The organism is Acinetobacter sp. YH12135 (assembly GCF_013418565.1).
GTDB classification, from domain to species: Bacteria; Pseudomonadota; Gammaproteobacteria; order Pseudomonadales; family Moraxellaceae; genus Acinetobacter; species Acinetobacter towneri.
Map to the genome: position 1 here is coordinate 25,508 of NZ_VPBU01000028.1, position 7,092 is coordinate 32,599.

Sequence of the window (7,092 nt, forward strand, 5' to 3'; positions counted from 1 at the left end):
CATATAAATTCAATTCATAAAAAGAGTTTTTTAGAAAAAATAGTCATTTTTACTAAGTATGTAGTGTGATATCTAACAATAACTCCATTCGTATATATAAATATTTAAATATCCAACTTCGGCAAAGCCTTCACAATCTTCATCGTCTCAAGGCTCACCGTAATCACACGTAAGAACAACTCAAGCGGGTATGCCGCGTTGTTCATTGTTTCAATTGCCCAATCGTTGGCATCGTTTACGATACCGCTGTCTTTGTGCGTAGAAACGCCCTGACGCTCCATTACCCACTCAAGTGCAGGCTTACCGTTCACCACGTAGTCATACGCCTCTAATGGGATGTCCTTAATCGTAATATGCTTGTTATAAACAACCGTGCCTTTTTCACCCTTCTTGGCAAACTTCATCTTCTCAACATAGAAGTCTTCATCGCTTAGTTGGCTATACGGCGTGCTACCCGTATCCAATGTTGCTTTGTATGGTTCAACAGTTTCATAGTTCAAATGCCAATGTGCAAGCTCACGACCCGCTTTGGAGAATGCCCAAAAGTCTTCAGCTTTCTTCACACATGGAATGCGTGGTAATTCTTTGGTGAGATTATCTGCATAGCGTGTACGGTATTCTTCACTATGGAGTAGACCGTAGGTGTAATAGAAGATGTCTTCTTTAGTGATCTGCTCGTTAGGATACGCCGTTTGGAAGTGCTGTAAGCCTTCATCACTGATACCATCTTTGCGCTGGTACTTGGTTTCACTGACAGTCAAATCAAGTGAGTTATCGAATAAGTCACCTAAACCGACATTTTTTTCTTGAGTAACTTCTTCATAGAGATATAAAGGGAAGCCTTGTCCACCTGAATGTTGCATATTTAGATCAGGACATTCATTCACAATTAGTACAGAGCTACCTTTTCCTGAACTGCCCATGCCACTAATATAAATTACAAAATTTGCAACTTTCTCTAGAGGGAAGATATTTGGCATCTGATAAGTTCGTTCAATTAAATTTTTATAGTAATAAAAATTTAATTTCGAATATGGTCTATATACAGATGTTCTAACTAAACTCTTATCAAAGGGTAGCTCTACGCCTCTATTCAATAGACTTTTTAATCCATCACTCCAACTAATTTTAGTCGGGTCATAAGTAATTTCTTTCGAAGCAACTTCATTATTTACTTTAAATAGACTTAATTGGTCATTATAAGTAGTTATAAAATTTTCTACATTCTCTAATAATTTAGAGCTGGAATAATTGTATAACCATGCATCTCGACCTGTAGCAATTCCCCTTGAATAATTCAAGAACAGACTTTTAGCAGTTTTATTCTTCTTATCTCCCAAACCAATAAAGTCCCCGAATTTATCATCACGCTGATTCAGCCAATCTCCGTGATCATCGGGCGTGATCATTTCCCATCCATCCACTTCAGAAATACCTTTCAAGCTTTTAAATTCAGAAATTTTTTGTAGCTTTTCTTCACGACTTAAATAGTCACCAATATCATGGAAATAAATCTGCCCCTGTTTCTGAGAGTTCGAATTTTTCACAAGGATTGAAATAGCAATGGGTGCACGACTACCACTTCCGAAGATCTTACCGCCTTCTTGACGTGACTTTTCACCTGCTGTTCTTTGATTTCCTCGTAAATGGAAGATATAGAGACTACTAAATTCTTCAACCAAGCATTTACGTAAGCCATCTGCTGTATTTGCATCAACAAAACTAGCATTGGTTACAAAACTAATCACCCCTTGAGTGGATATACGATCACTTGCCCAACGAATCGCACGAATATAAGAATCGTATAAGGAGTTTTTATTAGTTGCTGCAGAACGCTCAGCATAAGTTTGGCGAATCTTTTCATCTAAAGCAGGATATTTCACGTTGGCATTATTATCATTTGCTGATTCTTGTCCTGCCGAATACGGCGGATTGCCTATTATGACTTGTATATCAAGCATTTTTTGACGTTTACGGCGTGCACTGTTATCTACAAGGACTTGATCAACTAGGTCTTCTTTCTCGTACATTTGGAAAGTATCGGTTAAGCAAATTCCTTCAAACGGGGTGTACTCATCAATGATTTCACTATGGTAAACCGCTTCAATATTAATCGCGGCAATGTAGTAGGCAAGTAATACAAGCTCATTAGCATGAATCTCGTTCTTGTATTTATATGTCAACTTCTTCGGTGGAATTAAGCCACTTTGCAATAAGCGGGAAATGAACGTCCCCGTACCCGTGAATGGGTCAAGAATGTGCACACCTTCATCAGCAAAGCTCTTGCCGAACTCTTGTTGAAGTACATCGTTGACACTGTGAATAATAAAGTCCACCACTTCAACAGGTGTATATACAATGCCTAGACGCTCCGTCATACGAGGGAAGGCATTACGGAAGAATTTGTCGTATAACTCAAGAATGATCTTTTGTTTACCTTCTGCACTATCAATCCCTTGCGCTCGTAGTTTTACGCTGTCATAGAAGCGTTGTAATGCTTCAGTTTCACTGTCGAGCTGATGTTGATCTAAGACATCCAAAACCTTTTGCATCGCAACAGCCATCGGATTGTGTTTAGCAAAGCTGTATTCATCAAACAGGGCATCAAATACCGGCTTGGTAATTAAATGCTGAGCCAACATTTCAATAATTTCTGCATCAGATACAGCGTTATTTAAGTCATCTCGAATCTCAATTGCGAACTCCTCAAATACTGCACGTTCTTTGTCACATCCAGGACGTGCCAGAATGTCTGTAATCAGCTTGATATGGGTTTGTGCAATCTTGGCAATGTCATTTGCCCAATCTTCCCAATGGTGGCGATTACCGACCTTCTGAACCACTTTAGCAACGATAGCACGCTCAATCTCGCCTGATTCAAAACTAAAGGATTGTTGAGTATCTTCGGTGTCATCCTGCTTAGACTTTTTCGATGGTGTACCGATGGTTGTACCACCTTTGCCTGCGGCTTTCTTCTTGGCTTTCGCAGCAACTTTATCAGTAATCGCAATGACTTCCATCTTAGATCGGTCAATGCCTGTTAAATCCATTTTATTAATCATGGCATCAAAGCGGTCATCGTGTGAACGAAGTGCATTCAGCACTTGCCAGACCACTTTGTAAGTTTGGTTGTCATCAAGCGCCTTATGTGGCTCTACTCCAGGTGGAATCACGACAGGCAAAATCACATAACCACGCTTCTTATTCGGTGCAAGGCGCATGACACGCCCAACAGATTGCACCACATCAACTTGTGAGCTGCGCGGTGTCAGGAATAAGACTGCATCAAGTGCAGGCACGTCTACACCTTCAGACAAACAACGTACGTTGCTTAGAACACGACAAATCGGACGTTCTACGCCGTTTTCATCGACTTGTGGTTCAGGTGTAGCTTTTAACCAATTGAGCTTTTGCTCTTTCAGGTCTGCGCCCATACCGCCGTCGACATGCTGTGCTTCACAAATTAAGCGGTGTGAGATTTCATTGCCTTCAAGCGCTTCAGCTTTTTGGTAGGCTTCAACGACAGTTTGAAAGATATTGGCAATACGTGTTGAACTCACCTGATGCTTACGTGCTTTCGCCGTTTGGTCAATCACTTGGCAAAATGCGAGTGCGCGTTGCATTGGTGCTGTGTCTTCTTCTACATCTGCATGAATCCCTTGTTTAGATAACGCTTTCCAACAACCGACAATACGTGCCGCATCATCCACCACTATTTCACTGTTCTCAGTAATAGTGCTTCCGATTTTTTTGATAATCGTGTCCGAATCCACTGTCAGTACAATGACCTTGTAATCAACCAACAAACTACGCTTCACCGCTTCTGAAAAGTTGATGGTATAGAGCGTTTCGCCAAACAGCTTTTCATCATCCATTGAAAACAATGTGAAATCGGTTGCATTGTTTTTAACATCATCTGAGAAAATACGTGGTGTTGCTGTCATGTAAAGACGTTTTTTACCCAGAATAAAGCCAGCATCGTGAATTTTTACAAAATTAGAATCGTCTTCACTATCATGCGTTGACCCCGTAGTACGGTGAGCCTCATCACATATAATTAAATCAAACTCTCCCATGCCCTCATCATTCTGTGCATCACTAACGGTATTAATAGAATGATAGGTTGAGAAAACAACTGTCATGTGCTCATCATCATGATTACTTTCTACATTCTCAGCCAGTTTTTTTGCATTTGTTGTTGCTGGATACTGTAACTCATGAGCGAGTGTCGTTACGGCGTCAATAACGCTATGGTTTTTCTTTTTACCAATTTCATTATCAGAACACACAGCATAGCTATGCAATGGTGTAGTTGATTCTTGTGTCCACTCTGTGAGGGTTTGAGAAAGTAAGGACAAGCTAGGTACGAGAAATAAAACACGTTTACCTTTACCAGCACATTCTTCAGCAATTTTAAGGCTAGTAAAGGTTTTCCCTGTACCACATGCCATAATAAGTTTACCGCGTTCTAATTTTTGCTCGTATAAACCAATTTTGACATTTGTTAGGGCTGCTTTTTGATGGTCACGAAGTTGTTTTTTCGTCTTTAAAATGACTTCCTTTTTTTCTGCAAATTTTGACCAATCGATTGCACTTTGAGCCAAAGTTTCTAAGTCAATTTTCGTAACAGGCGGGTCTTGGTTTTCTAGTGTTTGAAGTGCGTTATCTGACCATTTATGTGTAGTACTAACAATAATACGGCGTTCAAAATAAGTTTTTGAAGCAGCAGCTAAAAAACTATTAATTTCCGCTTTACTAACAGTACTATCCGCATCATATAGTTTACATTGAATGGCGTGAAATTTATTTTCTTTAGTGGTAGCAACAAGATCAATACCTGTATCTTTACCTGTTAAACCTTGCTCTTTTGCCCATTCTGAATAAGTTTGAATTTTGGTAAATAGATCAGCATAGAATGGCTCATTCTCAAAATATTTAATACACAGTAATTCAAAATAAGTGCCTTTTTCACGCTCTGTTTTTGCTGTTGTTCTATATATATTGATTAAGTCAAAAAAAGAAGCCATCCCTACCCCCAAAGTTTTTATTCAAGAGATTCTACTGAATGGGGCTTTTAAAAACTAGAAATAGGGGAATAAAAATATTACTACACACTGACTTTATAGCATTTTGCGGCATCTTTTTGGTTTATCAAAGGTTTGTCCAACATAGACACGGCATTATTTGTCTGTAAAAATGTTAAAAAAAATAACTAAACTATAGCTACTTATAGCTAAAAATAACTCAATCATGTCAAGGGTTTTGTCTAATTAGGCTTTGCCAATCTTATGCGGTCTAACATCCCCCTAGTTATTAAGTAATACTTGAATACCAAGTTGCTGTTAAAAAAATACCCATACTGGGGGGTATGGGCAAAACTAAAAACTACAGCTATTTTTCTTAACAGATTATAGAACGGCGTATTACTTCCTTGTACTGCAATTGGTCGGAATGGGTAGCTTACCTCTCAACAGTATATAAATTTGCACGGCATAGATAACCAAGCATTAAAAGCTGTCCCTGTGTTTTCATCGCGAATGTAGTCCTGTTCTAGTTGGTCGGGGGTAGTTAGAAATGTTTTTGCATGGTCAAAATATACTATCTGCTCGCTTTGAATGAGCAATCTCTCAATGATATGCAACTCAGCATTATTGACCTTTAACACGCTCTTAACTGTTTCTCTCCATTCGCTTGCTGCTATGCGTGCGGTCACAATAAGTACACCGTTGTAGCGGTAATGGGTGCGCTTGCGGTCTAGCAGCCAATGGTAGCCATCTAGCGCACGTTTAACCAACATTGATAGGTCACGGCTTGTATGTTTCAGGTACTCAATCAAAATGGGTTTGTTGGCTCTCAACTCCTCCAGTAGTTCATCAGGTGGCATGATTGGGCTTTCCCATCTTAATTGATTAGGGGAGCGATAAACAATCTGCACTGGTGCGACTTTGCCAACTGAATTATGTTTAGTGCTTTTTGCATGTTCATATTCCACCCCCGAACATATCAAGCGTCTTTGTGTCTATCACTTCTTTAGGCGGTGATGCTTTAGCCTTTACCTGTTTTTTTGGTGTTGGTTGCTCCATCGGTTGAGTTTTTAACTGTGCTGATTCACTCACTAAGTCACGGCATGACTGTTTTTCTTGGGCAACATGGGCAACATAGGCAACACTGTTGATATTGCTAGAGTTTTCTTTGTTGCCTTTTTTATTTCCATTGGGCAACAAGGGCAACACATGAGTATCTTGTTGCACCTTTTGCAGATTTGTTGCCTTTGTTGCCTTTTGCATTTCCACTTGGGCAACATGCTCAAAGCCTTTAGAATCAAGGTTGTTGCCCTTGTTGCCTTTGTTGCCCTTAAAATTATCTATATCTGTGCTAAAGATAGATTCCTTAACTGCATAAACTCTCAAGGCTTTAGTTCGATTAGGTAATCGCACGGTTTTAGTTGGCTTGCCTGTGTCGTGTTCCAGTAGTCCGTAATTGAGTAAGGCTTTAGCTACCTTGCGACTATCATAGCCTTTGCAAATTTCGTTTTTAAATTGCTCTGACATTACATAAAAGACTTTTTCGCCGTTCTCTATCTTCCAGTAGCCAACACGGTTGTAAATGCGCTCTGCATGGTCGGGGTCGGGTGTAATAGATTCAAAACGGCTAGACTCGTTTGCCTCAAAAAATGCCTTAACGTGTGCAAGCATTTCCCTATCTTCAAAATCTCCGACTTGCTCAAAACTGCCTAGCCATTGATTAAATGCCTGCTGTACGGCGTTAAACGCTGTGCCTGATTGCCACCCTGTAATGTTAGCTTGAGTTGCTAACTCGCCTGCAACGGCGGCAAGGGCAAAGTAGTTGGCGACTCGTACAATGTGACCTTGCGTATGATGGGCGGCTAACGCTTCTCTGTACTGCTCTAATAGCTGTTCTGCCTGCTTAATCGCTTGCGCCTTGTGACTGGTGATATATTCAAGCTGTTAGCGGCAATGTAAAAATGACCCCCCAACAGCATTTGAAAATTGACCCCCTTGGTTAATATAGTGGTCTTTTTGGACTGCTCAACATGTTAACTTTGGAGCAAGCAGTGACAATCCAAATACT

General features: G+C 40.1%; 3 protein-coding genes. All 3 read right to left on the reverse strand.

What is annotated here, in order from left to right:
• Positions 1–104: 104 nt before the first annotated feature.
• The 3 genes from FTU70_RS12985 to FTU70_RS14370 all read right to left on the reverse strand — a co-directional run bounded on the left by FTU70_RS12985 (position 105) and on the right by FTU70_RS14370 (position 6,695).
• Complete coding sequence (locus FTU70_RS12985; protein ID WP_180060692.1) at positions 105–5,027, reverse strand: type ISP restriction/modification enzyme; 4,923 nt, start codon at positions 5,025–5,027, stop codon at positions 105–107.
• Between the two features lie 440 nt (positions 5,028–5,467).
• Positions 5,468–5,992 carry a hypothetical protein gene (locus FTU70_RS12990; protein ID WP_180060693.1) on the reverse strand — a complete coding sequence of 175 codons (525 nt, stop codon included), beginning with the start codon at positions 5,990–5,992 and terminating at the stop codon, positions 5,468–5,470.
• The gene (locus FTU70_RS14370) at positions 5,982–6,695 is read right to left on the reverse strand and encodes a hypothetical protein (protein WP_257222590.1); all 714 of its coding nucleotides are present in this window, start codon (positions 6,693–6,695) and stop codon (positions 5,982–5,984) included. The genes FTU70_RS12990 and FTU70_RS14370 overlap by 11 nt, the downstream gene beginning before the upstream one ends.
• Between the last annotated feature and the right edge of the window lie 397 nt (positions 6,696–7,092).

Bases quoted from the DNA above. Each gene is read 5' to 3' on its own strand.
- FTU70_RS12985 (WP_180060692.1), bottom strand. From the start codon at position 5,027: ATGGCTTCTTTTTTTGACTTAATCAATATATATAGAACAACAGCAAAA.
- FTU70_RS14370 (WP_257222590.1), bottom strand. From the start codon at position 6,695: ATGCTTGCACACGTTAAGGCATTTTTTGAGGCAAACGAGTCTAGCCGT.